The organism is Bradyrhizobium sp. BWA-3-5 (genome assembly GCF_032917985.1).
Classification (GTDB): domain Bacteria; phylum Pseudomonadota; class Alphaproteobacteria; order Rhizobiales; family Xanthobacteraceae; genus Bradyrhizobium.
In genome coordinates, this window is the sequence record NZ_CP136626.1 from 7,582,304 (window position 1) to 7,607,923 (window position 25,620).

Here is a 25,620-nt window from a genome sequence, read left to right on the forward strand (position 1 = left end):
GAAAAAATGCTTTCTCTTGTCGATGAAACTGGCGTATCGGCGCGACCACGCGTGTCTGCCAAAAATACAACCACCCGTTTTGCGTGTATCGCCATTCGAAGCTGCGGTGCAAATCGCAAATTCGCGAACGAAATCGCCGCTTCAATATAGCGGAGCAAACGACACGCACGTTGGCTGCACAAGGAATGCGCGAAACGTCGCGTGTTCGTGTAAATGTCTATCGATAATCAACAGGGTTATTACCTCGTTAACGCAATCGCGGACTCACCGCCCCTTGGCGCAAGGAAGCCGCCGCGGCCTCTGCTTCCGGCACGACATCGTAATCATATAGTCGCCGGCGGAATGACGCATGGGCCGATATCTCGGCATCGCGCACCCCGAGATCGGCATAGGACGAGTCGTAGCGCATGCCGTTTTCGCGCGCGCCGCGTTGCACCGCCGCGACACGCTCGCGCCTCAGCCGCTCATAGGCCAGCAGCGCCGCCGGCACATCGGCGCGCGAGGCCAGCGACAGGATTGTAGCCAGCGCCATGCCGTCCTCGATCGACTGGTTGGCGCCCTGGCCGAGATGCGGCAGCATCGGATGCGCGGCATCGCCGAGCAGCGTCAGCCGGCCGCACGTCCAGGCCGGCAGCGGCTCGCGATCGTACAGCGCCCAACGGAACGTCTTGTCGACTTTATTCAATAGCGTCCCGATGCGGGGATCCCAGCCCTCGAACTCGCGGCGAAGCATGTCGGGATCGCCGGGCGCGGACCAGGATTCCTTCATCTCGGCGTCGGCCGGCACGAAGCCGACATAGTTGATCAGTTCGCCCGATCGAACCGGAAAGCTGAGAAAATGTTTTCCCCTGCCGAGCCACATCTGCCAGCGATCGACCGGCCAGTGCGGAATGCGCTGATGCGGCAGCACCCCGCGATAGGCGACGGAGCCGTGAAAGACCGGCCGGGACGGCGGCGCTGCAAAGCGGCGGAGCTCGGAATGGATGCCATCGGCGGCAACGACGATATCGCCTTCGGCCACAGCACCATTGGCGAACGTCACACGCGCAATTTCGTCGGTCTGCTCGAAGCCCGTGGCGCGATGGCCGGTGCTGATAACGGCGGACGGCAGTGCATTGGCCAGAATGTCCACGAGATCCGCGCGATGCATGCCGAACGTCGCGTTCCAGCCCGCCGTATCCGTCACCTGCACCGGTGCGATCGGCGCGCCGTCGTGGCGGAAATAGTGCGACGCCTTGCCTACCCTGGCGCCCCATCTTTCCACCTGATCTGCAAGGCCCAGCCGCTGCAATTGCCGCACGCTGTTCGGCGTCAGAAAGACCCCTGCCCCGACCTCGCCGAGCGCGGGAGCTTGCTCATGGACGGAAACATTGCAGCCATGTGCAATAAGCGCGTTGGCGGCGAACAATCCGCCAATACCGCCACCAATGATCACAATGTTGAGCTGCGGCCGGGTCATCGTCTCACGCTAAAAATGCTTGGAAGCTCGCGCGTTCAAGCTATCCTCCCAAGCTGCAAACACAAGTGCCGGCGCCATTGGCCGGCTCGGACGAATAACGACGGCGGGAGGAATTCAATGCACGGCTTCATGCCTGCTCTGCTTGCCGTCTGCCGTAGAGCGGCGCTGCCGCTGATTCTGGCTTCAATCGTACTTTTTCATACGCAGGCATTGGCGGCCGACTATCCGGACCGCGCGGTGAAGATCGTCGTTCCCTTCCCCGCCGGCGGAACGGCCGATGCCGTTCCGCGCATTGTCGGCGACTGGCTTTCACGTAAATGGGGCCAGCCGGTAGTAATCGAGAACCGCACCGGCGCCGCCGGCAACATCGGCGCCGAGCAGGTGTTTCATTCGGCGCCCGACGGTTACACCCTGCTCGCGTCACCGCCGCCGCCGCTCGTGATCAATCATAATCTGTACCGAAAGCTTGGCTTCGATCCGACCAAGTTCGAGCCCGTCATCGTGATAGCCCAGGTCCCCAACGCGCTGATGGTCAATCCGGATAGCATTAGGGCATCGAGCGTGCCGGAGCTTATCGAATATCTGAAACGCAATTCCGACAAGACGCTCTGCGCCACCCAGGGTAACGGCACCACCTCGCACCTGACGTCGGAGCTGTTTCAGCTGAAAGCGAAGGTGAAGCTGCGGCATGTTCCCTATCGCGGCTCGGCGCCCGCGCTGCAAGGGCTGGTCGCCGGCGATGTCGACGTGATGTTCGACAACCTCGGCGTTTCGCTGGCGCTGGTTAAGGCCGGCAAGCTGAAACTGCTCGCGGTCGCCTCTTCCAAACGGCTCCCGGCGCTGCCGAACGTGCCGACGATTTCAGAAACGTTGCCGGGGTTTGAAGCCGTCGCCTGGTACGGAATCGTGGCGCCGCCGAAAACGCCGAAAAATATCGTCGCCAAGATCAACGCCGATGTCAACGAGGCGCTGCGTCAACCCGAGATACGCGATCAGCTCAAGAAGCTTTCCGCCGAAATTTTCGGCGGTCCGGTCGACAAGACCTCCGTCTATATGCGCGAGGAGATCGACCGCTGGGCCGCGGTGATCAAGTCAGCCAATATCGAGCTGCAATAGGTCGCGTTCCAGCGGACATGATCGCGCGGCAATGGCGCTTATTCCCTCCTGCCGATTTCATGCTATTTTTTGCGCGAACAGAGTGATCCGATGAACCCTCGCCCGATTCTGATCCCGCTCATCACCTTGATCGCCGCCGCCAATGCCGTCAGCGCATGGGCGCAGGACAAGGGCACGGTGAATCCGAAGCCGCTGCCGCCGCTTGCCGATCCCCACGATCCCAAGATCGCCGCCAAGGAGCTGTTCGGCCGCAAGGTGCTGCCGGCGGCGATGCCGACGCGCGTGTTCGGTTTCTATGCCCATGGCTGCATCGCGGGCGCGGAAGGACTGCCGATCAATGGCGACAATTGGCAGGTGATGCGGCTGTCGCGCAATCGTTACTGGGGACATCCGGATCTGGTCGCGCTGGTCAAGCGGCTGGCCGCGCGGGCGCACCGGGACGCCGGCTGGCCGGGCATATTGGTCGGTGATATGTCACAGCCGCGCGGCGGGCCGATGTTCACCGGCCACGCCAGCCACCAGGTCGGGCTCGATGCCGACATCTGGCTGACGCCGATGCCGAACCGGCAACTGTCGCGCAACGAGCGCGAGGAAATGTCGGCGGTGATGATGGTGCGCAACGACCGGCTCGATATCGATCCGCATAGCTGGACGCCGACGCATCTCGCCGTGATCCGCGCCGCCGCGCTGGAGCCGAGCGTGCAGCGCATCTTCGTCAACGCCGCGATCAAGAAAGCGCTGTGCCGCGAAGCAAGGGGCGATCGATCCTGGCTGCACAAGGTGCGGCCGATGTACGGCCACGACTACCATTTCCACATCCGCATCAAATGCCCGGCAGGCAGCAGCGACTGCGAGAGCCAGCCCGAACCGAACGAAGGTGAAGGCTGCAGCACGGGCGACCTCGCCTACTGGTTCAGCGACGCAGTGCTGCATCCCAAGCCGCCCAAAGTGCCGCCCAAGCCGAAGCCGCCGATGACGATGGCGCAGCTACCGCCAGCCTGCAAGGCGGTGCTGGACGCACCCGACGTGAAATACCGATGACAACAGCCAACCGGAGCAAACCCATGAAGATTTGGCCCCTGATTGCATCCCTCGCCCTCGTCACCAGCGTGCACGCGCAAACCCCGTATGCCGGGATGCAGTCGCGTTCGATCAAGGCGCTTTCCGAGCAGCAGGTCGCGGACCTCAACGCCGGCCGCGGCATGGGGCTGGCGCTCGCCGCCGAGCTGAACGGATATCCCGGCCCGTCCCACGTGCTCGAACTTGCCGACAAGCTCGAACTCTCCGTCGATCAGCGCGCCGACATGCAGCGCCTGTTCGATGCCATGAAGGCCGAGGCGATGCCGCTTGGCGCCAGGCTGATCGAGCAGGAGGCCGAGCTCGACAGGCAGTTTGCCGCCCGCACCGTCACGTCGGAGAGCCTGAAAGCGTCCACAGCGGCCCTTGCCGCCACCCAGGGAATGCTCCGCGAGACCCATTTGAAGTATCACCTGTCCACGGGAAGCATTTTGACCCCCGCGCAGATGACGAAGTATGCGGAATTGCGGGGCTATGGCGGCGGCCACAAGGGTCACCGTCACCACTGACGGGCCGGCTGCACTTTGCAAGACGATGCAGCCGCCTTTACCTCTTCGCTTAACCTGACTATTGTCGGAGCTGGCGACAAACCGATCGACCGCAAGTCCATCGGGGAATACCGGAACGGCGCTTCCGATGGTCGCCTTATCCAAACCACCGCCTGTTTTGCGCGCGGAATCTGCCGCTCGCAACATGCATGGAGCGCCCGATGAATCGCCTTGCCGGCCTTTTTCTGAGCATTGCTGCGTTGCTCGCAGCGGCCCCTGCGACCGCGCAGGATAAGGCTCTGACCGTGTTCGCCGCCGCCTCGATGAAGAACGCGCTCGACGAAATCGATGCGGCCTATACCGCCAAGACCGGCGTCAAGATCACCGTCAGCTATGCCGCCTCTTCGGCGCTGGCAAAGCAGATCGAACAGGGCGCGCCGGCCGACGTATTCATCTCCGCCGATACCGATTGGATGGATTATGCTACGGCCAAGAAGACCATCAACGAAACGAGCCGGGTCAACCTGCTCGGCAACAGTATCGTGCTGATCGCGCCGAAGGAGTCCAAGATCGACAATGTCAGCATCGGCGCCGGCTTCGATCTCGCCAAGCTTGTCGGCGACGGTAGGATCGCGACCGGCGACGTCAAGTCCGTGCCCGTCGGTAAGTATGCCAAGACGGCGCTGGAAAAGCTCGGCGCGTGGCGGGCGGCGGAGCCGAAATTCGCGATGGCGGAAAGCGTGCGCGCCGCGCTGACGCTGGTGGCGCGCGGTGAAGCTGCGCTGGGCATCGTCTATGCCACCGACGTCAAGGTCGAGCCCGGCGTCAAGATCGTCGGCACCTTCCCACCCGATTCCCATCCGGCGATCATCTATCCGGTGGCGGCGACGGTGACGGCAAAGCCGGAAGCGTCCGGCTATCTCGCCTTCCTGCGCTCGACGGCTGCCAAAACCATCCTCGAGAAATACGGCTTCAAGTTTCTCGTCAGCCCCTCGACCTGATGTTCGAGATCTCGCCCGCCGAATGGACGGCCATCCTGCTGTCGCTGCGGGTGGCTGTCATTGCCACCCTGGTGGCGACGCCGTTCGGCATCGCGCTGGCGTGGCTGCTGGCGAGGCGTGAGTTCTGGGGCAAATCGATCGTCGATGCCCTGGTGCATCTGCCGCTGGTGCTGCCGCCGGTCGTCACCGGCTATCTCCTGCTGCTGACGTTCGGCCGCCGCGGCCTGGTCGGCGCGTGGCTGGCCGATAATCTCGGCATCGTGTTCGCGTTTCGCTGGACCGGCGCCGCGCTCGCCTGCGGCGTGATGTCGTTTCCGCTATTGGTGCGGCCGATCCGGCTGTCGATCGAGGCGATCGACCGCCGGCTGGAGCAGGCATCGAGCACGCTGGGCGCCGCGCCGTGGCAGGTGTTTGCGACGGTCACACTGCCGCTGGCGCTGCCAGGCGTGCTGGCCGGCATGGTGCTTGGCTTCGCCAAGGCGATCGGCGAGTTCGGCGCCACCATCACCTTCGTCTCCAACATCCCCGGCGAGACGCAAACCATTTCATCGGCGATCTATTCGCTGATCCAGACGCCCGATGGCGACACCGCCGCGATGCGGCTGGTCGTCGTCTCCACCGTGATCGCAATGGGGGCCTTGATCGCCTCCGAATGGTTCGCGCGGCGCGCCACCAAGCGCCTGCACGGGAATTGACCATGCTGCGCGTCGACGTGACAAAACAGCTCGGCGAGTTCTCGCTGGAAGCCAAATTCGAAAGCCAGGGCCGCGTCACCGGCCTGTTCGGCGCGTCCGGCGCCGGCAAGACCTCGCTGATCAACATGATCGCCGGCCTGCTGCGGCCCGACCGCGGCGTCATCGCGCTCGACGGTGAAACACTCGACGATACAGCCAGGGGCATTCACCTGCCGCCGCACCGGCGCCGCATCGGCTATGTCTTTCAGGACGCGCGGCTGTTTCCGCATCTCGACGTGCGGCAGAACCTCGATTACGGCCGGCGGATGAACGGGGTCGCAGCGGAGCCTGGGCAGTTCACCCGCATCACGGATTTGCTCGATATCGGCGGCCTGCTCGACCGCCGCCCCGGAAAACTCTCCGGCGGCGAACGCCAGCGCGTCGCACTCGGCCGCGCGCTGTTGTCAAAGCCTCGCCTGCTGCTGCTCGACGAACCGCTGGGCTCGCTTGACGAGGGGCGCAAGGAGGAAATCCTGCCCTATCTGGTGCGGCTGCGCGATGAGGGTATTCCGATGGTCTATGTCAGCCACGACGCCGCCGAACTGCGCCAGCTCGCGACGCAGATCGTGATGCTCAAGGGCGGAAGGGTGACCGCGCTCGGCGGGGTGAAGGTGTTGACGTAGGGCGATACGGCATCCGCGAATGCAGTGCGCCCCCTCTCCCGCTTGCGGGGGAGGGCCGGGGTGGGAGTCTCGCCGCGAGTCAAACTGCCCGTGTGGAGAGAGCCCCCACCCGGATCGCATCTATCGATGCGATCCGACCTCGCCCGCAGGCAGTTTCAGATCTTCACTCCGGCACGATGCGCACCGCGCCCTTGGCGGCGCTGGTGGTGAGCGCCGCATAGGCCTTCAGCGCCATTGTCACGTTGCGCTTCCGCTTCTGGGCGGGCTTCCACGCGTCGGCCCCGCGGGCCAGCATGGCCTCGCGGCGCTTCGCCAGCGTGGCGTCATCGACCGCCAGGTTGATCGAGCGCGCGGGGATATCGATCTTGATCAGATCGCCGTCCTCGACGAGGCCGATCAGGCCGCCCTCGGCAGCTTCCGGCGAGAGATGGCCGATCGACAGGCCCGACGAGCCGCCGGAGAAGCGTCCATCGGTGACCAGCGCGCAGACCTTTCCGAGCCCCTTCGATTTGAGGTAGCTGGTCGGATACAGCATCTCCTGCATGCCCGGACCGCCGCGCGGGCCCTCATAGCGGACCACAACGACGTCGCCGGCCTTGATCTTGCCACCCAAAATGCCTTCGACCGCGGCGTCCTGGCTTTCAAAAATCCGCGCCGGGCCCTCGAACTTCAAGATGCTCTCGTCGACGCCGGCGGTCTTCACGATGCAGCCGTCGAGCGCGAGATTGCCTGATAGCACGGCAAGGCCGCCGTCCTTCGAGAAGGCATGCTCGGCATCGCGGATGCAGCCGGCCGCACGGTCGGTGTCGAGCTCCTCGAACCGGCGTTCCTGGCTGAACGCGACCTGCGTCGGCACGTTGCCCGGCGCGGCCGTGAAGAACTTTTTGACGCTTTCGCTCTTGGTGCGGATGATGTCCCATCGGCTGAGCGCATCCTCCAGCGTCTTGGCATGGACCATCGGCAGGCCGCGGTTGAGCAGGCCGGCACGGTCGAGCTCGCCCAAAATCGCCATCACGCCGCCGGCGCGGTGGACGTCTTCCAGATGCACGTCGGCGACCGACGGCGCCACCTTGCAGAGCACGGGCACGCGCCGCGACAGGCGGTCGATGTCCTGCATCGTGAACGGCACCTTGCCTTCGTAGGCGGCGGCCAAAAGATGCAGCACGGTGTTGGTCGAACCGCCCATCGCGATGTCGAGCGTCATGGCGTTCTCGAACGCCTTGAAGTTCGCGATCGTGCGCGGCAGCACGGTCTCGTCATCCTGCTCGTAATAGCGCCGCGCCAGGTCGACGATCAGGTGGCCGGCCTCGACGAACAGTCCCTTGCGGTCGGCATGCGTCGCCAAAATGGAGCCGTTGCCCGGTAGCGCCAGGCCGAGCGCCTCGGTCAGGCAGTTCATCGAATTGGCCGTGAACATGCCCGAGCACGAGCCGCAGGTCGGACAGGCGGAGCGTTCGATCACCTCGACATCGGCGTCGCTGACATTGCTATCGGCAGCCGCGACCATGGCGTCGATCAAATCGACCGCGCGGATCTTGCCCTTGAGATTGACCTTGCCCGATTCCATCGGACCGCCCGACACAAACACGGTCGGGATATTGAGGCGCAGCGTAGCCATCAGCATGCCGGGCGTGATCTTGTCGCAATTGGAGATGCAGACCATGGCGTCGGCGCAATGCGCATTGACCATGTACTCGACGCTGTCGGCGATGATCTCGCGCGACGGCAGGCTGTAGAGCATGCCGTCATGGCCCATCGCGATGCCGTCATCGACCGCGATGGTGTTGAATTCCTTCGCGACGCCGCCTGCCTTCTCGATCTCGCGGGCGACGAGCTGGCCGAGGTCCTTGAGGTGCACATGGCCGGGCACGAACTGGGTGAAGGAATTGACCACGGCAATGATCGGCTTGCCAAAATCCTCGTTCTTCATGCCGGTGGCGCGCCAGAGGCCGCGGGCGCCCGCCATGTTGCGGCCGTGGGTCGTCGTGCGGGAGCGGTAGGCGGGCATGATCTGTCCTTCTTGGGATCGGGAAAAGGCGTCTTTTAGACGGTAAGCCCTGCCGCTCAAAGCGGCTTGGCGCAGGGTCGCCATGCGCGCGCCTAGCCCAAAACGGGACAGGAACCGGATGCCCTGCCCCGGCGTCCGCTACACCACCTCGCGTGCCCGCAGTTCCCCGATCGCACGTGCGTCGTAGCCGAGCGAGGCCAGCACCTCCTCGGTATGGGCGCTCAGCGCGGGCGCCATACGGTCGAGCCGTCCACCACCATGGGCGAGCTGAAAGCCGCTGCCGGCAAAGCGCAGCCGCCCATAGGGCGTATCGAGCTCCTGGATGGCGCGGCGCGCGACAATCTGCGGATGGTCGATCACCTCCTCGACCTTCCAGATGCTGGCGCAGGGCGCGCCTGCGGCCTCGAGGATCGTCTCCCACTCGCGCGGATCCTTCTTCGCCAGCGCCTCCTCGATGATGGCCCGCAGCGCCGGCTCATTGTCCTGCCGGGCGAACCAGTCCGCGAAGCGCGGGTCCTCCAGCGCGTCGGCGCGGCCGAGCGCCGTCATCAGCGCCTGGTATTGCTTCTCGCTGTTGACGGCGAGCAGGAGGTAGCCCTCGCCGGCTTTGAACAGATTGGCGGTGGGCCGGCGGCTGACGGCCTGATTGCCGGAAAGCTGCTGGCGGTGGCCGGCGACCGAATAGTCCGCGACCTGACCCGACAGGAACGCCAGCGTCGCCTCCAGCATGGAGACGTCGACAAGCTGGCCCTTGCCGGTATGGGTGCGCTGGAACAGCGCACTCGACACACCGAAAGCAGCGGTCGCGCCCGACAGCACGTCACAGACCGCAAAGCCCGCTCGCGTGGGTCCGGTCTCGGGATGGCCGGTGATCGACATGATGCCTGATAGCGCCTGGATCTTGCCGTCATAGCCGGCGCCCGATTTTCCCGGCCCGGTCTGGCCGAAGCCGGAAATGGCGCAATAGATCAGCCGCGGATTGATCGCCGACAGCGCGGCATAGCCGATGCCAAGCCTGTCCATCACGCCAGGCCGGAAATTCTCCATCACCACGTCGGCCTGCGCGGCGAGCTGCTTGACGATGGTGATCGCCTCCGGCTTGGAGAGGTCGAGCGTCAGGCTGCGCTTGTTGCCGTTGATCGCCTGCCAGCCCGGCGCCAGGCCCCGTTCGGCCCATTCGCGGCTCAGCGGTGTGCGGCGCATGTCCTCGCCCTCGCGCCGTTCCACCTTGATGACATCGGCCCCAAGCAGCGCGAGCTGGTAGCTCGCATAGGGGCCAGCCAGCACCTGCGTGAAGTCGAGAATCTTCACGCCTTCGAACGGTCTGGTCAAAGCGGCATCCTCCCAAAAAGGCTTCTCAATTATCCTGTTCGCTCGCAGCCGGCACTAGGCATGATGATTAGTGATCGCAGCCACGAGCACGGTGCGCTCCCTCTCCCGCTTGCGGGGGAGGGCTGGGGTGGGGGTGTCTCCGCGGGCGACGCTGCCCGAGTGGAGAGAGCCCCCACCCGGCGCTTCGCGCCGACCTCCCCCGCAAGCGGGAGAGGTGAAGCGCGCCTGCGGCGAACGCGATCTAACCAAATTCCATCATTCTCTAGGCGTCACGCCGCCCTATTGCCCCGCGCAATCTCTTTTTGCTTGTCGAATTCGGCGCGGCGACGCGCCAGCTCCTCGGGGCTCATCTGCGCGATGTTGTTGTAGTCGAGCTTCCAGGAAGCGTCTGCTCTCCAGCGCAGCGGCGACTGCATTGTGGTGCGCGCGCCGGGAGCTGATTCCAATAGCCGGAGCGCGAGCTCCAGCGTCAGCGCCTGCGATTCCACATCATGTGGCTTGCCGGCGGAATTGCCGAGCGGAAAATCCGAGAACAAGAAGCGCGGCGCGGCGGCGTATTCGACGATATCTTTTGCGCAGCCCATGACCACGGTGGGGATACCGTTGGCTTCGAGATGACGCGCCACCAGTGCCGAGGTCTGATGGCAGACCGGGCAGTTCGGCACGATCACGGCGGCGTCGACCTTGTCGGCAAGGCAGCGGGCGAGGATGTCGGGCGCATCGGTCTCGATGGTGACGCGATGGCTGCGGTTGGTCGGCGCGCCGAAGAAGCGCGGCGCCACCTCGCCTATGCGGCCCGAGGCTTTGGCTTTCAGAAGCTGCGGCAATGGAAACCAGGTACCGCTGTCGGTAGCTGTCGTGTGCTTGCGGTCGTAGCCGATATGCGAGATCCGCAAATCATGCTGCTTCGACGTGTCGCCGTCATAGACCTTATAGAATTTGGCGCTGCCATTATACGCCGCGCCCGGACCCTGATCGCCCTTGGCCGGATCATATGGCGCGGCCGTCGTAATGATGGTGACGTGCGATTGCGCGAGCGGTTTTTTCAGCGGCTGAAACGGCGCGTCGACGTAGTGCGCCCAGCGGTAGGGCGTGGTGTAACCGATCGCCGCGTAATAGTCGCGGGTCCGCTGCATATAAGGCACGGGAGAATCATAGTCGGGCGCAAAGCCGAGCTGTTCGTCAGAGGGGCCGGACATTGTTCTGTCTCTCCTTGCGTTTCCACCGTGAGGCCAGCAAGTGGCCCACGGCTAGGCTAATGATAGTTTAGCTATTCCTCAACAACGGAAAATGCCCAGGAAGGCCCGCATGATGCATGCCAGTTGCGCGGCGCCGTCATCCAGGTTCGGCCGCATTGCGGTCAGCGGGATGCACCGCCGACGGAAAGTCTTGGAACTGGAGCGGTCGATAACTCGTTCACACCCGAGCAGCAATGACCGCAACGGAGGTTAGCCATGGCCGACACCGGAATGACCGATCACGTCTACAAGATCCTGGATCTCGTCGGCTCGTCCGAAAAAAGCATCGAGGATGCGATTCAGAACGCTATTGCGCGCGCCTCAAAAACCATTCGCGAAATGAAATGGTTCGAAGTCGTACAGACCAGAGGCCATATTGAAAACGGCTCGGTTCGCCACTACCAGGTCACCTTGCGGGTCGGCTTTACCCTGGAAGAGTAATTCCGGGCCGCGGCGATTCAGACGCCGGCCACCGACGCCCAGACCTCCGCCAGCTTGCGCCGCGTCCGCTGCAGGCGCGTCAGCGGCACGACCACTTCCTCTTCTTCCGGCAATCGCAGGCCGACGACGTTGACCCGTCCGCCGCCGATGTTGCGCGCGACCAATACGATGGGATCGAGCGCCAGCTCGGCGCCTTCCTTTGGCGCGTGGTCGAGGTGAATGTCGAAATAGTCCGCCAGCGTCAGTTTGGCCTGGTCTTCCGCAACAGAGACGCCATAGATCTCGGCCAGCTCGCCGAGCGTGTGCTCGCCTGACACCATGAAATCGCCGAGCAGATGCGGATCGGGCGCCGAGCTCGGCGCCATGTCGACGAAGAAGCGGTCCAGCGCCTCGGCCTTTTCCGGCGGCGCCAGCAGGTAGAGATAGTCGCCGGCGGCGACCGGGTCGGCCTCCGCGGGCGACAAGATCCGCTCGTCGCGGATCACCAGCGTCGGCTTCGACCAGGACGGCAGCAGGCCGCGGCGGAAGTAGAGGCTCTTCGGCCGCACCGGATAGCCGACCAGTTGCTGCTCGAGCTGGCCGGGCAGATCGAGCTCGACACGCCGCGGGCCGCGGTCGGCGCGCGGCAGCGCCACGTGCAGCCACCGCGCCGCCGGCGCCAGAGTCCAGCCCTGCAGTAGCAGCGAGATGATGACGACGACAAAAGCGACGTCGAAATAGAGATAGGCCTTTGGCAATCCGATCAGCATCGGGATCGCGGCCAGGAAGATCGCGACCGCACCGCGCAGGCCGGTCCAGGCGATAAAGATCTTTTCGCGCCAGTTGAAGCGGAACGGCACGAGGCACAGCAGCACCGCGAGCGGCCGCGCCACCAGCATCAGCACCAGCGCCACGATCACCGCAGGCCGCGCGCTGTCCAGGATGCGCTGCGGCGATGACAATAGCCCGAGCAACACGAACATCACGATCTGCGCCAGCCAGGTCGCGGCGTCGAGGAAGGTGACCACGGAATTGTGCGCGCGGGTCGGCCGGTTGCCGATGATGATGCCGGCGAGATAGACCGCGAGAAAGCCGGAGGCATGAGCGATCTGCGCCGTGCCGAATATCACCACGGCCGCCGTCGTGACGAAGGGAGCATGCAGGCCCTGCGGCAGCGCCATGCGGTTCAGCGCCAGCACAACCAGACGTCCGCCGATCACACCGACGAAGGCGCCCAGCAGGCCTTCACGGGCCAGTTCGAACACGACATACGAGGGCGAGCCTTCGCCGATCGAAATGAATTGGACCAGCATCAGGGTGAGGAAGATCGCGAACGGATCGTTGGTGCCGGACTCCGCTTCCAGCGTTGCCCCGACGCGGGGCCGCAGGCGCAGGCCTTGCGTGTGCACCAGCAGAAACACCGCCGCCGCATCCGTCGACGCCACCACGGCGCCGACCAGCAGGGACTCCGTCCAGTTCAGATCGAGGACGTATCGGGCGGCCGGCGCGGTGACCAGCGCGGTGAGCAGGACGCCGATCGTCGCCAGCACCATCGACGGCGCCAGCACCGTGCGAATGCTTTGAAACTTGGTCCGCAGGCCACCGTCGAACAAGATCAGCGCCAGCGCCACCGATCCGACCAGATAGGTGGTGCGGACGTCGTCGAAGCTGAGCTTGCCCGGTCCGGCATCGCCGGCCAGCATGCCAATTCCGAGGAACACCAGCAGCAGTGGCGCCCCGAACCGCAGCGCCAGCAGGCTCGACAGGATGCCCGCCATTACCAGAACGGCGCCCAGAAAGATGGCAATGCTGACCGAGTCGAGAGAAGCCATGAACCTCCGATAATTCGCGCGCAAATACCTGCAATTGCATCCTTATCGTTGCCATAGTTGAACGCCAACCCATTTCTGCGATAGCGGCAATGTGCCCTGTTTTAAGGGGCCAAACCGGCGTCGCCGGTCCAGGTACCGATGGTCCGCCTGCCCGGTTTGTGGAAATCTGCCCAGCGTTCGAATCACTGCCTCGCGCTCCCCTGATGAGATTTGCCGATGGACATGGCCCCAAAGGAAGTCATTGAGTTTCTGCAATCGACGGCGCGGTCGGTCGGCGCGGAGGTCGCCTCGCCATGGTTCTATCTGCAGTTCGGGCTGATCCTGACCGCGGCCGGCATCGCCTATGCCGCCGATGCGGCGCTCCGCGCGCGGGTCGACATGACGTCGCTGGCGATGCGCTGGCCGCTGCCGCTCCGGCATTTCGTCCGTGTACTGGTCGGCAGCGCGTCGACCGCCGTGTTCGCGATCCTGGTGATCGCCGAGCGCGTCACGATGTATCACCTGACGTGGCCAAGCCGCAGCTATCTCCTAATGGTCGCCGCCAAGCTGGCGCTGGCCTGGCTGGTAATCCGGCTCATCACGTCGGTGATCCGCAACGCCTTCATCGTCAAGCTGGTCTCGATCACGGCATGGTTCGTCGCGGCGCTGAGCATCCTCGGCCAGCTCGACCCCGCGGCGGAAACGCTTGATTCGTTTGCGATCGAGATCGGCGGCCTGCGGCTGACGCCGCTGCTCCTGATCAAGGCCGGCGCGCTCTTGATCGCGGCGCTATGGCTGACCAATATCGCCGCCAACTTCATCGAAAGCAGGATCACCCGCGCCAGCGACCTGACGCCGTCGGTGCAGGTGCTGCTGGTCAAGATAATCCGCATCAGCCTGATGGTGGTGGCGATCGCCATCGCGCTCGGCGCCGTCGGCATCAACCTTTCGGCGCTGGCGGTCTTTACCGGCGCGGCCGGCGTCGGCATCGGCCTCGGCCTGCAGAAGATCGTCGCCAATTTCATCTCGGGCATCATCCTGCTGGCGGACAAATCCGTAAAACCCGGCGACCTCGTCACCATCGGCGACAGTTCGGGACGGATCAGCGCGATGAAGACGCGCTACATTTCGGTCGCCGCCGGCGACGGGCGCGAGTTCCTGATCCCGAACGAGGATCTGGTGACGCAGAAGGTCGTCAACTGGACCTATACCGACAAGAACACGCTCTTGAAGGTGCTGTTCAGCACCAATTACGACGCCGATCCCCGCCTCGTCTGCAAGCTGGCGATCGAGGTGGCTGCGGCCGCCCCGCGGGCCATCAAGAACAAGCCGCCGAACTGCATCATCACCGAGTTCGCCGAGGCCGGCATGAAGTTTTCCTTAACCTTCTGGATCGCCGACCCCGACGGCATGGACAATGTGAAGAGCGAGGTGATGCTGGCGCTGTGGGACGCCTTCAAGCGCGAGGGCATCCGTGTTCCCTATCCGGTCCGAGAAATCCGCATCCGCGGCGGCGCGCTGCCGGTCGAGCCGGTGGTGGAAGTTTCCGGCTAGATGAAAGCGTTTTATAGCCGGCCTGCGGCCCAAGCTCGGCTTGCACTGACCGTTCCGATCATTAAATTAGGTACTCAAATCAGCCCATTACCGTTCCGATCCCACCAAAGCATGACCGCCCATGAGCTATATTGAAGCGTCCGAGACCTCGCTACGGAAGACCGGCCAGATCAAGCTGCACGGTCCGAGCGGATTCGCCGGCATGCGCAAGGCGGGCGCGCTGGTGGCCAAATGCCTGGATGAGCTGACCGATCTCGTCAAGGCGGGCGTCCCGACCTCGCGGGTCGACGAATTCGTCCGCGACTTCGCTTTCAGCCATGGCGCCTACCCGGCGACGCTGATGTATCGCGGCTACCGCTACTCGACCTGCACCTCGATCAATCACGTGGTCTGCCACGGCATGCCGGGCGATCGCGCGCTGAAGGAAGGCGACATCGTCAATATCGACGTCACCTTCATCGTCGATGGCTGGTACGGCGATTCCAGCCGCATGTATGTGATCGGCCCGATCCCGCGCAAGGCGGAGCGGCTGATCGAGGTTACCTATGAAGCCATGATGCGCGGCATCGCCGCGGTGAAGCCCGGCGCCACCACCGGCGATATCGGCCACGCCATCCAGAGCTTCGTGGAGCCGCAGGGCATGAGCGTGGTGCGCGACTTCTGCGGCCATGGGCTGGGGCGCATGTTCCACGACGAGCCGAACATCATCCATATCGGCCGGCCCGGCGAGGGCGTGATGCTCAAGCCCGGCATGTTCTTCACCATCGAGCCGATGATCAATCTCGGCAAGCCGCATGTGAAAATTCTGTCCGACGGCTGGACGGCAGTGACGCGCGACCGCTCGCTGTCGGCACAGTTCGAGCATTCGGTCGGCGTGACCGCCGATGGTGTCGAGATCTTCACGCTGTCGCAGCGCCACGGCGAGAAGCCGCTGGTTACGACGTAGGCCGGCCAGCACTTTAGAGTTGCAAAAGCCCGCCGGATCGGCATGGTTACGGCCGATGCCCGCCAAGCCCAGCACTCCCCCGGACCAACCTGCCGAGACGCCGCATTATCACGGGCACCGCGAACGCCTGCGCGAGCGCTTCCATGCGGCCGGGCCGGAGGCGCTGAGCGATTACGAGCTGCTGGAGATGGCGCTGTTCCCGGCCCTGCCGCGCCGCGACACCAAGCCGCTGGCCAAGGCGCTCTTGAATAAATTCGGCTCGTTCGCCGAAGTCATTCACGCCCCCATCGCGCGCCTGCGCGAAGTCGACGGCATCGGCGAAGCCTCGATCAACCAGATCAAGCTGCTGGCGGCAGCCGCCCACCGCGTCGCCAAGGGCGAGATCAAGCGCAAGGTCGCGCTGTCGTCCTGGAATGACGTGATCGATTATTGCCGGACCGGCCTGGCATTCGGCGACAAGGAGCAATTCCGCCTGCTGTTTCTCGACAAGCGCAACCAGCTCATCGCCGACGAGATCCAGCAGACCGGCACCGTCGACCACACTCCAGTCTATCCACGCGAGGTGATCAAGCGCGCGCTCGAACTATCGGCGACCGCGCTAATCCTGGTGCACAACCACCCCTCCGGCGACCCGACGCCCTCGCAGGCCGATATCCACATGACCAAGGCGATCATCCAGATCGCCACCCCACTCGGTATTTCCGTGCACGATCACATCATCGTCGGCAAGAACGGGCACGCGAGCCTGAAGGGGATGCGGCTGATCTAACGGTCGCCTGCATTTACCATTTATTAACTCTGTGCTTCGCGCTTAGTGAATGCGTGAGAGAGTGGTTCAGCGGAGAGGGGTCGCTCATTCTCGAATGAGAGGGGATCCATGATAACTCAGCTGGCATGGCGGATAGGGGCGCGACTCTTTTGATGAGCCCGGAGCATCTGGTCGACGAATTTCTCGACTGGATCGAGGCACTGAGGAGCGCGATGTCGCTTGCTGAAACCGACAGATTGGTCCGCAACGAGTTGCGAACCAGGATGCTGTTCGATTGATTCGGCGACCCTAGCGCGATGGCACGATCGAACGCCATCGCGCTATATTAATGGCCGGGTTCGATGGCACAAAGGGCCGCCTCAAATGGGGCGGCCCTTGCTCGTAGGGCACAGTCGCATCGGAGAGGTCTATGCGAAGCCTCTTGTCGCGCGACATACGATCCCTCACCATCGCACGCCGACAGCCATCATAGATATCGCTGCCCCACCCGGCATCTACGTCCACGACCATATCCATCATCGGCAAGAACGGTCACGCAAGTTTGAGAGGACTGAAGCTGATCTAGCGGTGTTTAGCTCGGGCGGCGCGGTCCTGCCGCGCTGATGGAGCCCCGGATGCGGACGACCCGCCGGACCTTCCTGCACGCCTCCCTGGCCGTGGCTGCGTCCTTGCCGGGCACGTTGCGTGCGCAGCAAGGTCAGCCCGTCCGCCGTGCTGTCCCTTCCACGCGCGAGGAGATTCCAATCGTCGGCCTCGGGACCTGGATCACCTTCAATGTCGGCGAAGACGCAGCGCTCAAGGACGAATGCGCCGCCGTCATCGCTGCCTTCTTCGAGGCCGGCGGCCGCATGATCGATTCCTCGCCGATGTACGGCTCGTCGCAGCCGGTGGTCGGCTATGGGCTGCAGAAGCTCGGGCGGCCGGCCGCGCTGTTCTCGGCCGACAAGGTCTGGACCCCCTCGGCATCAGCAGGCCCGGCCCAGATCGAGCAATCGCGTCGCTTCTGGGGCGTGCCGAAGTTCGATCTGCTTCAGGTTCATAATCTCCTCACCTGGAAGCCGCACCTCCAGACGCTGTTTCAGATGAAGGCCGCCGGTACGGTCCGATACGTCGGCATCACCACATCCGAAGGCCGCCGTCATGACCTGCTCGAACAGATCATGCGCAGCGAGCCGATCGACTTCGTGCAGTTCTCCTACAACGTCGTCGACCGCGAGGCCGAGGCACGGCTGCTGCCGCTGGCCGCGGAGCGCGGCATCGCCGTCATCGTCAACCGGCCGTTCCGGCAGGGCGCGCTGACCGATCGGCTCAAGCGTGAGAAGCTGCCCGAATGGGCGGCTGAAACAGGCGCATCAAGCTGGGCGCAGCTCATGCTAAAATTCATCCTCGCCCATCCGGCCGTCACCGTCACCATTCCCGCGACCACCCGCGTCGACCACGTCCGCGAAAACCTCGCGGCCGCCGCCGGCCCCATGCCTGACGCCGCCATGCGGCAACGCATCTCCGCGCATGTGAAGGCGCTTTGATGTCGGAGTGGTGGACCTATCGGCCCGAGGATTTCCTGCTGTTTTCGCCGCGCGTCTATTGGCGCCTGTTCGAGTCGCACAATGCCGCGCTATGGCCGCTGCACCTCGTGACGCTCGCCGCCGGCCTCGCCATTGTCCTGCTCATCGCGGGACGGCCGAACATACGGACGCGCTGGATCACACTTATCCTGGCCATCCTCTGGATCTTCGTTGGTTGGTTCTTTCTGTGGAATCGCTATTCGACCATCAACTGGGCCGCCGTTTACATCGCGCCGGCGTTTTTCGTGGAGGGCGTATTGCTCTTCGCCGCATCTGTGCATGGTGCGCTCGGCTTCGAGAAGCGGCGGGCTGCCGATTGGATTGCATATCTCGTTCTCGGCTTCGCACTGCTCGGGCAACCACTGCTCGCGCCGCTGCAGGGACGCGGCTGGACCCCGTCCGAAGTGTTCGGCATCGCACCGGACCCAACCGCGATGGCGACGCTCGGCCTTCTGCTGCTCGCCCACGGCCGGCTCTTGCCCTGGCTGCTGCCGATCCCCGTTCTCTGGTGCCTGCTGAGCGGCATGACGCTGCAGACCATGGGAGAGCCGCAGGCCTGGACGCCTTATGTCGCACTGGCGCTCGTCGCAGCGGCTTGGACCTGGAGGATGATCCGCCGGGCAGGATAGCAAGCGCGTCCGTTAGACGACCTGCGAAATGTGGCAGGCGACGCCTCCTTCCACCAAATAGCCTGACCCGACGCAGACGATGTCGTTCAACCAGGCATATTGCGCTGCTCCCGTCTCAAACAATGGATTCGTTCGGAAGTAATAGCGCGAGGGATCGACCTGATATCGTCTCACAGAGTCAGCCATCTCGGCGCGCAGCTCAGGCGGCGTGATCCAGCGCCCGCCATAGGTCATATGCACCAGCGCATCGTCATGGGTGCGCAAGGTTAGGCGCACGTCGAGCGACATCGCGCCGTCGGCGCGAAATAAAGCCCAGTCGCCGCCGCCGGGCACCACGTCGCCGCGCAGCCGCGGGCCTTCGAAGCGTCCGCCGGCGGCGCCGAACAGGATGCGGCGGCCGAACGGGCCATCGCCGATATTCAGCCGCGGATTGAGATCGACGACGATGTCGAACAGCGGCGTTGTACTGATCGCTGCGACCGGTTTGACGCGCGGGTCCATAGTCATGTCCAAATTCCTTCCTGGCGTCATTCGGCGGCGACGGGCCGGGCGGTGGCGGCGCCGAAAATCCGGCTCCTGACGGCATCGGTCGAAACGCCCGACTGCGCGCACAGCTCCGACAGATCGAAGAGGAAGCGCTCATGGACGATCAGATCGTCCTTGAAGGCGAACTGAATGAAGACCGGCAGTTCGGCCCGCGCGCCATTGGGGACGACGCCAAAGCGGTCGCCGGTCATGGTCATCTGGACGTACCCCCAGCAAACCAGCGTCTCGTCATTGGTGGCATGGCCTTCGAGAACGACGTTGTAGTCCGGGAACGCCGCAAAGAACCGGCCCAGCACCTTCTCGTTCTCGGCAAGGCCGCGGGCGCGCGTTCCGAAGGCCGGATTTTCCAGCAGCATGTCCGGATGCAGGACCTGCAACGCCGCCGGCACGTCCTGCCGGCTCTTGGCAGCAGCCAGCGCCTGGACGCGCTCGAACATCCGGTCGCTATTCATGGGCTCCTCCCTCGCGAAGGGCCAAAACCCACGCGTGCATCCGTATTGAATGATTTTTACATACCGTATGTATGTTATATGTTGATGGTATTCATCGCGTCAAGTGGTATGTCGGAGCGATGCAGGACACCGGACGCGAACGAACCCGCCGCGAGGAGTACACGGAGGCCACGCGGCAGGCGCTGTTGGCGGCCGGCCGCGAAGCTTTTGCGGGAGAGGGCTATCAGGCGGCCGGGATCGAGACGATCTCGCGCGCGGCGCGGGTGACGCGGGGCGCCTTCTATCACCACTTCGAGGACAAGAAGGCGCTGTTCGACGCGGTGGTCGTCGCCCTGCAGATCGAGGCCGCCGCCAAGATCGAGGCCCGCGCGAAGACACAGCGCAAGGTGCGGGATCGCCTGACCGAGGGCATCGAGGCCTATCTCGATGTCTGTCTCGAGCCGGCCTATGCGCGCATCGTGATCCAGGAAGCGCCGGCAGTGCTCGGCAATGCGCGCTATCGCGAGATCGAGGAGGCTTACCCGATGGCCTTGCTCACGGCGACGCTGGCGGCGCTGAAGCGCCAGGGCGAGCTCGATTTCGAGGACATCGAACTCTTGAGCCGGATGGTAGATGCGATGATCTGCGAGATGGCGCTGCTGCTGCCCGGGGCCGAGAACCCGAAGAAGCTTCGTGTCCGCGGTCAAAAGATCATCGATAGCCTGCTCGGCTCGTTCCGTCCGAACTAACCGCGGGCGCCCTCACGGCATGACCCACCGCTGCACGGCATGCACGGTGTCGGCCGGCGTGGTGTTGAAGCAGATGCGGGTTTGCGGCGCGGCGAGATGAACCAGATTGACGATCCGCTCGAACAGTTCCAGCCGCTCCCTCGGCTCGCGCAGGCCGGCGCCGATCACCACGCAATCATAATGCTTGGCGCCTAGCGCCAGCGAAGCGACGGCTTCGGCGGTGTCGCCGAGATCAATCAGGCAGCTGTCGGCGTCATATCCCATGGCGCGAAGCTGCTCTATCTGGGCGCCAATGTAGCTTGTCACCAATTCGGCCGTGAGCCCCGGGAACGCGCTGAAGTCGACGAGTGAGGGTTCGATGCCGATCGCAAGCACGGTCTTTTTCGCCATGGACCTGCTCCATTTCAAAGCGGAGGCAGGTTGCCCAACGCGTCGATCGTCAGCCGGGTTCCAACATCGCAGCCGCCAGGCGCTACGCGGCCACGTTCGCGAGGAAACGATCGACCGAGGCGCGCAGATCGGCGGCCTGACCCGACAGGTCGCGCGCGGTGGCCAGCACGAGGTCAGCCGAGCGATTGGTGTTCTCGGTCGCGGTGGCCGTTCCGGCAATGCTCCGCGCGACGCTTTCCGTCCCGGCGGCGGCGTGGCCGATGCTTCTCGATATCTCGTTCGCCGCGGCGTTCTGCTGGCTGACGGCGTCGGCAATCGCCGCGGTAAAGCGGTCGATCTCATCCATGATCGAAGCAATGGCGCCGACATTGTCGACCGCCTGCTTCGTCGCGGATTGGACCTCGGCGATCTGGGAGGAAATGTCCTCGGTCGCCTTGGCGGTCTGGGTGGCGAGCGCTTTGACCTCAGAGGCGACCACGGCAAATCCGCGCCCGGCCTCGCCGGCGCGCGCGGCCTCGATCGTGGCGTTGAGCGCGAGCAGATTGGTCTGGCCGGCGATGTTGCGGATAAAGCCGACGACCTCGTCGATATGCTGCGTCGAGCTGGCAAGGGCCCGGATCGTTTCATTGGCGGTCCCGGCCATGCCGGAAGCGCGGTGCACGATCGCCGTGGCATCGTTGACCTGGCTCTTGATCGCCTGCACGGAATCGCCGAGCTGGCTCGCGGCGGTCGCCACGGTCTGAACGTTGGCCGAGGTCTGGCCTGCGGTAGACGCTGTCTCGACCGATTGCTTGCCGGCGGCGTGCGCGATCGAGGAAAGGGTTTGCGCGGTATCCTTCAATTCGCCGGTCATCCGATCAGTGTTGGCAAGAGCGGCGGTAAAGGTGGAGCGGAAGGCTTCTATCTCGGCCTCGATGCGCTGCCGCCGGCTGACCTGCTGCGCATGGGTCTCGTCCTTCGAAGACATCAGCGCGAGGTCCTGATCGGCGCGGGCCTTCAGGCTCGCCTGCATGACGGCCAGCGACTTCAGAAGCCTGCCCAATTCGTCACGCCGCCGGATCGCGATATCGTCGGCAAAATTGCCGGCGGCCACGCGTTCTGCAACGCGCACCGCCGTGGAAATCGGCTTGCTTAGCGAATAGGCAAAGCCCATCGCGATAATGAATCCGACGAGTGCGGTGCCGATCGCGATCCCCAGCATGGCGGTGCGCGCCGCGGCGACCGACGCTTCGGCCTCGGTCCGGTAGTCGAAGCCATACGCCGCCACCAATTCCACGAGATCGTCGAGCGCCGTGATAGCCTCATCGCCCTGGCGCAACAGCGAGAAAGTCGTTGGGATCTCCGTCAACCCGCCCGGCGCCGGCTTGAGAATCTTCAGTCCGGCTCCGGACCAGGCACGAACGCCGGCTTCGGCCTTCTCCCGAGCGGCCTTGACGGTCGCGCTCTCGACCCTGTCCCTCACCACATTGAGATCTTCGAAAATGTTGCGGACCAGCTTCTCGAACCGGGCAACGGCTTCGCTCGTCGCCCCATCCGTCAGGCTGCGCTGCATGATGAGACGCGCCTCGTTCATCGCCGCATGCGCCGAACGGGCGTGGCTGATTCCCATCAGCGGCCCGTCATAGAGACGAACTACCAGATCGCCCGAGGTCGAGATGCCTCGGATGCCATAGAATGCGAGCCCGCAGGCAAGCAGGATGACAACGCTGAAGGCGCCGAAAATCTTGTAGCGGATCGACATCACAAATCTCCGGCAGGGCCGTCTGGCGCGCGATTAGTCCGTGACGTTCACCGTCATCTTCATTCGCGGGTGGATCGCGCAGATCACCTGGACATTGCCCGCTTCCTTGAAGGTCACATCCGTCGACATCCCCGGCGCCTGCGAGCCGAGATTGAACTCGCTGCCCTTGGTCGCCGACATGATGTTGTGCGGAATGCTGTCGTCATTCACGAAGGTCAGTGCATCGCCCTTCTTGATGCTGACGTTCTCGGAAGAGAACGCGCGGCCCTGCTGGTGGATCACCTGGTTGGCGGCGAGCGCGCCGACCGACAGGCCGGAGAGAATCACGAAAGAGAACAGGATGGTGGTGCGCATGGGGTTTCCTTGTCGGTGCGGATGAGATCAGCGAGGGAGGACCGGCACGGCGGTCGGACTGAGATTGCTGGTGAGCGTCTTCATGAAGGCGACCAGATCGGATTTCTCCTGGGCGGTGAGGCCGAGCGGCTTCATCAGATCGGAACGGCTGGGCCGGTCGACGCCGCCCTGATTGTAATGGTCGATCACCGCTTCCAGCGTGGCGACCGAGCCGTCATGCATGTAGGGGCTGCGGCGTGCGATCTCGCGCAGCCCCGGCGTCTTGAACGCATGCTGCATCTTGATCACGCCGGGCACGAACTCTCCGCGCCCGATATCCGCGCTCGGCAGCCCGATATCCTGAAAGCCGTCATTGGTGAAGTTCCAGCCTTCGTGGCAGGCGGAGCACATGGCTTTGCCGTTGAAGACCGCGAAGCCGCGCTTGGCGTCTTCCGAGATCGCCTTTTCATCGCCCTCGATCCACGCATCGAAGGGCGCCCGTTCGGACACCACGGTCCGCTCATAGGTCGCAATGGCCTTGGCCAGCGTCTTGACGTTCATGCCTTCACCGGGAAAGGCCGCAGCGAATAGCGGCTTGTATTCGGCGATCGACGTCAGCCGGGACATCAATTGCTCAAGCGGCATGTTCATCTCGCCGGCGGCCTGGATCGGACCGAGCGCCTGTTCCTCAAGCGTCGCCAGCCGCCCGTCCCACATGAAGATTTCGCCCCAAGCGGCGTTGACGATGGTAGGGGAATGCCGCCCGAGCTTCACCATACCGTGGCCGATGCCGACCGCAAGGCCATCGCCCCAGCCAAAGCCAGGGCTGTGGCAGCTCGCGCAGGACTGCGCCATGGAGATCGAGAGCCGCGTATCGAAATAGAGTTTTTTGCCGAGCGCGGCCTTTTCCGGCGTGTAGGGATTTTCCTTCGGGAAAGGAATCGTCGTCGGGCGCTTGTACAGCGCCTTCATCGCATCCACGCCGGTGGCCGCTTTCGGCGCGAGATCGATGCGGCGCGTCTCGCCGACGACAACTGCACCGAAGCTGATGCCAGCAAAGCCGATTGCACCAAGGCTGACAGCAGCAACAATCGCCGTACAGAGGAATGATCGGTGAGGAAACAATCGTGACATGCCACGTTCTCGAAATAGCGCCGTTGAGATGCATGCGGATGATGCGTAACGGCGCGAAGGCTGATTTCGTAAAAGTCGGCGTTACGCTATTGGCCAAAAGTTAATCACTGTATTTGGAACGGCCGCTTCGAAATCCGTAGTACTACCAATCGCAAAAACACTGCCATTCAAGGGGTTTCAGCAATCCTGACGTGCGCGATTGAAACCGCTCATTCAGAAATCAGCGGGACTTGCTGCGTTCAGCCGCCTCGATGCTGCGACGCTTCAAGAGTTCCTGCTCGCGCCTGTTGCTCGCAAGCGCCGCGGCGATCTCAAATGCCGCGTGCGCTTCGGCATGCCGGCCGAGCCTGCAGAGCAGGTCGCCGCGGACGCTTCCTAACAAATGATAGTTTTTCAGCGCCGGCTCACCGGCCAGCCCATCCACAATCGCAAGTGCCGCCGCTGGTCCCTCGGCCATGCCGATCGCCACAGCGCGGTTGAGCTCGATAATCGGCGAACGCACCAGCGCTGACAGTTCAGCATAGAGCGCCGCGATGCGCGGCCACTCCGTCTCATCAGGCGTGGCGGCTCGGGCGTGGCATGCGACGATCGCCGCCTGCAGCGCGTAAAAGCCGCGCCCGCCGCCGAGCTCATGCGCGCGCGCCAGCGCCGCCAGCCCGCGGCGAATCTGAAGCCGGTCCCAGCGGGCGCGGTTCTGGTCCATCAACAGGATCGGATCGCCTGAAGCATCGGTACGCGCCGCCGCTCGCGACGCATTCAGCTCCATCAGCGCGAGTAGGCCGTGCGCTTCGGCTTCCTGCGGCGCCACCAGCGTCAGCACACGCCCCATGCGCAGCGCATCGTTACAGAGCTGCGGCCGCAGCCATTCGTCGCCGCGCGCGGCCGTATAACCTTCGTTGAATATGAGGTAGACGACCTCCAGCACCGAGGCGAGCCGTTCCGAGAGTTCCGCGCCGCGCGGCGTTTCATAGGCAAGCCCGGACTCCGACAGCGTCCGCTTCGCCCGCACGATGCGCTGGGCAATGGTCGCCTCCGGCTGCAGGAAGGCGCGCGCGATCTCTTCCGTGGTCAGGCCGCAGATCATCCGCAACGCCAGCGCCGCACGAACCTCGCGCGACAATTTTGGATGGCACGCGGTGAAGATCAGCCGCAGCAGTTCGTCGCCGATATCGTCGTCGAGCGCGGTGTCCGGGTCGGGCATCGTCTGCTGTTCCTGCTCGAAATCGCGTATCAGCATCTCGTGCTTGCGGGCGAGCATGCTGCGCCGGCGCAGGTCATCGAGCGCGCGGCGCTTGGCAGTCGCCATCAGCCACGCGCCGGGCTTTTCCGGCACGCCGCTATTCGGCCAATGTTCGAGCGCCGCCAGCAGCGCTTCCTGCGTCAGGTCTTCGGCGAGCGGCACGTCGCGCAGCATCCTGGACAGGCTGGTGAGCAGGCGCGGCTGCTCGATGCGCCAGACCGCCAGGATGGTGCGATTGACATCGGCGGCCGTCATCGCCGCCGATTGCTTCTGACGAACGTCCGCA

At 64.1% G+C, this 25,620-nt stretch carries 26 protein-coding genes; 14 read left to right on the forward strand and 12 right to left on the reverse strand.

Annotated elements, in window-relative coordinates:
* Positions 1-247 precede the first annotated feature (247 nt).
* A complete protein-coding gene (locus RX331_RS36395) occupies positions 248-1,459 on the reverse strand; it encodes an FAD-dependent monooxygenase (protein WP_317254375.1) in 1,212 nt (403 codons plus the stop codon).
* 129 nt (positions 1,460-1,588) lie between these two features.
* Between RX331_RS36395 and RX331_RS36400 the strand changes: the two genes are divergently transcribed.
* The 6 genes from RX331_RS36400 to modC all read left to right on the forward strand — a co-directional run bounded on the left by RX331_RS36400 (position 1,589) and on the right by modC (position 6,498).
* Complete coding sequence (locus RX331_RS36400) at positions 1,589-2,575, forward strand: tripartite tricarboxylate transporter substrate binding protein (RefSeq protein ID WP_317258331.1); 987 nt, start codon at positions 1,589-1,591, stop codon at positions 2,573-2,575.
* 90 nt (positions 2,576-2,665) lie between these two features.
* A complete protein-coding gene (gene mepA, locus RX331_RS36405) occupies positions 2,666-3,616 on the forward strand; it encodes a penicillin-insensitive murein endopeptidase (protein WP_317254376.1) in 951 nt (316 codons plus the stop codon).
* A gap of 23 nt (positions 3,617-3,639) precedes the next feature.
* Complete coding sequence (locus RX331_RS36410) at positions 3,640-4,161, forward strand: Spy/CpxP family protein refolding chaperone (protein WP_317254377.1); 522 nt, start codon at positions 3,640-3,642, stop codon at positions 4,159-4,161.
* A gap of 200 nt (positions 4,162-4,361) precedes the next feature.
* Complete coding sequence (modA, locus tag RX331_RS36415; RefSeq protein ID WP_317254378.1) at positions 4,362-5,141, forward strand: molybdate ABC transporter substrate-binding protein; 780 nt, start codon at positions 4,362-4,364, stop codon at positions 5,139-5,141.
* The gene (modB, locus tag RX331_RS36420; protein ID WP_317254379.1) at positions 5,141-5,836 is read left to right on the forward strand and encodes a molybdate ABC transporter permease subunit; all 696 of its coding nucleotides are present in this window, start codon (positions 5,141-5,143) and stop codon (positions 5,834-5,836) included. The genes modA and modB overlap by 1 nt, the downstream gene beginning before the upstream one ends.
* A gap of 2 nt (positions 5,837-5,838) precedes the next feature.
* Positions 5,839-6,498, forward strand: a complete 660-nt coding sequence (gene modC, locus RX331_RS36425; RefSeq protein ID WP_317254380.1) for a molybdenum ABC transporter ATP-binding protein — start codon at positions 5,839-5,841, stop codon at positions 6,496-6,498.
* Positions 6,499-6,661: 163 nt separating this feature from the next.
* Here modC and ilvD read toward each other — a convergent pair whose 3' ends face one another.
* The 3 genes from ilvD to RX331_RS36440 form a co-directional block, all read right to left on the reverse strand.
* Positions 6,662-8,506, reverse strand: a complete 1,845-nt coding sequence (gene ilvD, locus RX331_RS36430) for a dihydroxy-acid dehydratase (protein WP_317254381.1) — start codon at positions 8,504-8,506, stop codon at positions 6,662-6,664.
* Between the two features lie 138 nt (positions 8,507-8,644).
* Positions 8,645-9,838 (reverse strand): CoA transferase, encoded by a 1,194-nt coding sequence (locus RX331_RS36435; RefSeq protein WP_317254382.1) that lies wholly within the window; start codon positions 9,836-9,838, stop codon positions 8,645-8,647.
* Positions 9,839-10,107: 269 nt separating this feature from the next.
* Positions 10,108-11,037 (reverse strand): glycine reductase, encoded by a 930-nt coding sequence (locus tag RX331_RS36440; RefSeq protein ID WP_317254383.1) that lies wholly within the window; start codon positions 11,035-11,037, stop codon positions 10,108-10,110.
* A 255-nt stretch (positions 11,038-11,292) separates the two neighbouring features.
* Here RX331_RS36440 and RX331_RS36445 point away from each other — a divergent pair, with 255 nt between their 5' ends.
* On the forward strand, positions 11,293-11,517 hold the full coding sequence (locus tag RX331_RS36445; RefSeq protein ID WP_317254384.1) for a dodecin: 225 nt from the start codon (positions 11,293-11,295) through the stop codon (positions 11,515-11,517).
* 17 nt (positions 11,518-11,534) lie between these two features.
* On the opposite strand, the gene RX331_RS36450 is transcribed toward RX331_RS36445, so the two are convergent.
* On the reverse strand, positions 11,535-13,328 hold the full coding sequence (locus RX331_RS36450) for a potassium/proton antiporter (protein WP_317254385.1): 1,794 nt from the start codon (positions 13,326-13,328) through the stop codon (positions 11,535-11,537).
* A gap of 216 nt (positions 13,329-13,544) precedes the next feature.
* Between RX331_RS36450 and RX331_RS36455 the strand changes: the two genes are divergently transcribed.
* The 6 genes from RX331_RS36455 to RX331_RS36480 all read left to right on the forward strand — a co-directional run bounded on the left by RX331_RS36455 (position 13,545) and on the right by RX331_RS36480 (position 18,770).
* Positions 13,545-14,861, forward strand: coding sequence for a mechanosensitive ion channel family protein (locus tag RX331_RS36455; RefSeq protein ID WP_317254386.1), 1,317 nt, complete (start codon positions 13,545-13,547; stop codon positions 14,859-14,861).
* A gap of 121 nt (positions 14,862-14,982) precedes the next feature.
* On the forward strand, positions 14,983-15,807 hold the full coding sequence (gene map / locus RX331_RS36460; protein ID WP_317254387.1) for a type I methionyl aminopeptidase: 825 nt from the start codon (positions 14,983-14,985) through the stop codon (positions 15,805-15,807).
* A gap of 55 nt (positions 15,808-15,862) precedes the next feature.
* On the forward strand, positions 15,863-16,576 hold the full coding sequence (gene radC, locus RX331_RS36465) for a RadC family protein (protein ID WP_317254388.1): 714 nt from the start codon (positions 15,863-15,865) through the stop codon (positions 16,574-16,576).
* A gap of 152 nt (positions 16,577-16,728) precedes the next feature.
* The gene (locus tag RX331_RS36470; protein WP_317254389.1) at positions 16,729-16,854 is read left to right on the forward strand and encodes a hypothetical protein; all 126 of its coding nucleotides are present in this window, start codon (positions 16,729-16,731) and stop codon (positions 16,852-16,854) included.
* Positions 16,855-17,190: 336 nt separating this feature from the next.
* On the forward strand, positions 17,191-18,102 hold the full coding sequence (locus RX331_RS36475; RefSeq protein WP_317254390.1) for an aldo/keto reductase: 912 nt from the start codon (positions 17,191-17,193) through the stop codon (positions 18,100-18,102).
* Complete coding sequence (locus tag RX331_RS36480) at positions 18,102-18,770, forward strand: DUF6064 family protein (RefSeq protein WP_317254391.1); 669 nt, start codon at positions 18,102-18,104, stop codon at positions 18,768-18,770. Before RX331_RS36475 ends, RX331_RS36480 begins: the two co-directional genes overlap by 1 nt.
* Before the next feature lie 12 nt (positions 18,771-18,782).
* Here RX331_RS36480 and RX331_RS36485 read toward each other — a convergent pair whose 3' ends face one another.
* Both RX331_RS36485 and RX331_RS36490 read right to left on the reverse strand, forming a co-directional pair.
* Positions 18,783-19,277: a DUF3237 domain-containing protein gene (locus tag RX331_RS36485; protein WP_317254392.1), complete on the reverse strand. Its 495-nt coding sequence runs from the start codon at positions 19,275-19,277 to the stop codon at positions 18,783-18,785.
* 20 nt (positions 19,278-19,297) lie between these two features.
* The gene (locus RX331_RS36490) at positions 19,298-19,768 is read right to left on the reverse strand and encodes an ester cyclase (protein ID WP_317254393.1); all 471 of its coding nucleotides are present in this window, start codon (positions 19,766-19,768) and stop codon (positions 19,298-19,300) included.
* Positions 19,769-19,887: 119 nt separating this feature from the next.
* Here RX331_RS36490 and RX331_RS36495 point away from each other — a divergent pair, with 119 nt between their 5' ends.
* Entirely contained in the window at positions 19,888-20,496 is a 609-nt protein-coding gene (locus RX331_RS36495; protein WP_317254394.1) for a helix-turn-helix domain-containing protein, read from the forward strand.
* Positions 20,497-20,508: 12 nt separating this feature from the next.
* Here RX331_RS36495 and RX331_RS36500 read toward each other — a convergent pair whose 3' ends face one another.
* The 5 genes from RX331_RS36500 to RX331_RS36520 all read right to left on the reverse strand — a co-directional run bounded on the left by RX331_RS36500 (position 20,509) and on the right by RX331_RS36520 (position 25,589).
* Positions 20,509-20,886 carry a hypothetical protein gene (locus RX331_RS36500; RefSeq protein WP_317254395.1) on the reverse strand — a complete coding sequence of 126 codons (378 nt, stop codon included), beginning with the start codon at positions 20,884-20,886 and terminating at the stop codon, positions 20,509-20,511.
* Between the two features lie 82 nt (positions 20,887-20,968).
* Complete coding sequence (locus RX331_RS36505; protein WP_317254396.1) at positions 20,969-22,627, reverse strand: methyl-accepting chemotaxis protein; 1,659 nt, start codon at positions 22,625-22,627, stop codon at positions 20,969-20,971.
* Between the two features lie 33 nt (positions 22,628-22,660).
* Positions 22,661-22,981, reverse strand: coding sequence for a plastocyanin/azurin family copper-binding protein (locus RX331_RS36510; protein WP_317254397.1), 321 nt, complete (start codon positions 22,979-22,981; stop codon positions 22,661-22,663).
* 27 nt (positions 22,982-23,008) lie between these two features.
* On the reverse strand, positions 23,009-24,094 hold the full coding sequence (locus tag RX331_RS36515; protein WP_317254398.1) for a cytochrome-c peroxidase: 1,086 nt from the start codon (positions 24,092-24,094) through the stop codon (positions 23,009-23,011).
* Between the two features lie 220 nt (positions 24,095-24,314).
* Entirely contained in the window at positions 24,315-25,589 is a 1,275-nt protein-coding gene (locus RX331_RS36520) for an RNA polymerase sigma factor (RefSeq protein ID WP_317254399.1), read from the reverse strand.
* Positions 25,590-25,620 lie beyond the last annotated feature (31 nt).